Origin of the sequence: Burkholderia sp. Ac-20392, assembly GCF_017104585.1 — a bacterium.
Classification (GTDB): Bacteria; Pseudomonadota; Gammaproteobacteria; order Burkholderiales; family Burkholderiaceae; genus Burkholderia; species Burkholderia lata.
On record NZ_JAAGPB010000850.1, the window covers coordinates 1 to 1,981 of the forward strand.

Sequence of the window (1,981 nt, forward strand, 5' to 3'; positions counted from 1 at the left end):
TGCCCCGTCGACGGGGCTCGTATCCGCGAACGTATGCGCGGTTTCGACGAACGCGCCGTCGATGTAGTGTCGCAACAGCCGCGGCGTGCGCGCGGCGTCAGTCGTGTCTCGATTCACAGCGTCTCCTGCTCGTATGGACTGTCAGCAGGAGTCTAGGGAAGCCGCGCGAGAAGCGACAATCAAACATTCGGCGCTGGCTATGCTAAACCGGAATACCCGCGAGAGCCTTTCTCCGCAAGGGTTTCCGGCCGGCGCTCAGGTTCCCGGCGAGCTTTCCTGCACCGCTTCCTTCAGGCATTCGATGAACGCGCGGCACGCGGCGCTCTGCTCCTTGTTCGAGCGCACCGAGAACCCGACCGTGCCGAACGCGCCCGTTTCGGGCAGGTCGAGCATGCGCAGCAGCCCGGCCTGCGCGAACTGGCGCGCGGCGACGCGCGGCATCAGCGCGATGCGCGGCGTGTCGAGCAGCAGCCCGATGTTGGTGAGCAGCGACAGCGATTCGACGATGTCGGTGGGCAACGGCAACCCGGCCGCGCGGAACAGGTGCTCGGCCGCGAGCCGCGACGGCGAATCGGGCGTCGGCAGGATCCACGGCGCGTCGACCAGCTCGCGCAGCGACGGCGCCGGGTCGGGCACGGGGCCGTAGCCGTTGCCGACCACCGCGCACATCGATTCGTCGAACAGCGCCTCGTGCGTGAGCGGGAACGCGCTCGCGATCGGCAGCTCGCGCTCGGGCAGCCGGCCGACGACGATGTCGAGATCGCCGGTGGCGAGCGCCGGGAACAGGTGCGCGGTCGTGCCTTCGCGCACGGTGACGAGCACGTGCGGCGTGCGCTCCTTCAGCATCGCGATTGCGCGCGGCAGCAATCGTGCGGATGCCGAAATCAGCGTACCGACGATCACGTGCCCGCTCGTGCCGAGCCGGAAATCGTTCAGCTCGTCGGTCATGTAGCGCAGCTCGGCCATCAGTGACTTCACGCGCCGCCCGAGCAGCAGGCCGAGCTCGGTCGGCACCACGCCGCGGTTCGAGCGCGAGAACAGCGCGCCGTCGAAGCACGATTCGAGCTCGTGGATCACCTTCGTCACGGCCGGCTGCGTGAGCCGCATCTCGTTGGCCGCGCGCACCACCGAGCGCGTTTCCAGCACGCGCTCGAAAATCATCAACTGGTTCAGCTTGAGCCGGCGGATCAGAGAGATCTCGCTGAGCGGATTCGCGTCCATGTCTGCTTCGTCGTCGAAAGGGGATTGCCGGACCTTAGCAACTTTGCGCCCGGCGCGCATCGGGAGATGCACGGCACGGGCGGCATCGCCCGCGCCTTCCCCCGCCGCTCCCCCTTGTATCAGTACACGCCCATCATGGCGGACAGCTCCGCCACATAATCGCCATAACGCGGATCACGCTTGATCTCGTCGGGCTGGCGCGGCCGCGGCAGGTCGATCCTGACGTCGTGCAGCACGCGCCCCGGGCGCGCCGACATCACGAGCACGCGATCCGACAGGAACACGGCCTCGTGAATGCTGTGCGTGACGAGCAGCACCGTCAGCGTGCTCTGCTGCCAGATGCGCAGCAGCTCGACGTTGAGCCGGTCGCGCGTGAGCGCGTCGAGCGCGCCGAACGGCTCGTCCATCAGCATCACGCGCGGCTCCAGCAGCAGGATCTGGCCGATCGCCGCGCGCTGCCGCATCCCGCCCGACAGCTCGTGCGGATAGCGGTCGACGAACTGCGCGAGGCCGAGCGTGTCGAGCAGCGCGGGCAGCCGCGCGTCAACGTGTGCACGCGGCAGGTTGCGCAGTTTCGCGCCGAGCCGGATGTTCGCGCCGACGGTCAGCCACGGCAGCATGTTGCTGGTCTGGAACACGACGCCGATGTCCGGATGCGGGCCGGCCACCGGCGTGCCGCCGACGCGGATCGACCCCGCATCGCACGGCACGAGCCCCGCGACCATCCGCAGCAGCGTGCTCTTGCCGCAGCCGCTCGGCC

2 protein-coding genes are annotated in these 1,981 nt (G+C 68.8%); both read right to left on the reverse strand.

The genetic code is table 11. The features are described 5' to 3' along the window. Positions 1 to 255: 255 nt before the first annotated feature. On the reverse strand, positions 256 to 1,221 hold the full coding sequence (locus tag G3N99_RS38940; protein WP_174939067.1) for a LysR substrate-binding domain-containing protein: 966 nt from the start codon (positions 1,219 to 1,221) through the stop codon (positions 256 to 258). Positions 1,222 to 1,340: 119 nt separating this feature from the next. After that, a partial coding sequence (locus G3N99_RS38945) for an ABC transporter ATP-binding protein (RefSeq protein ID WP_206125055.1) occupies positions 1,341 to 1,981 on the reverse strand: 641 nt, incomplete at its 5' end.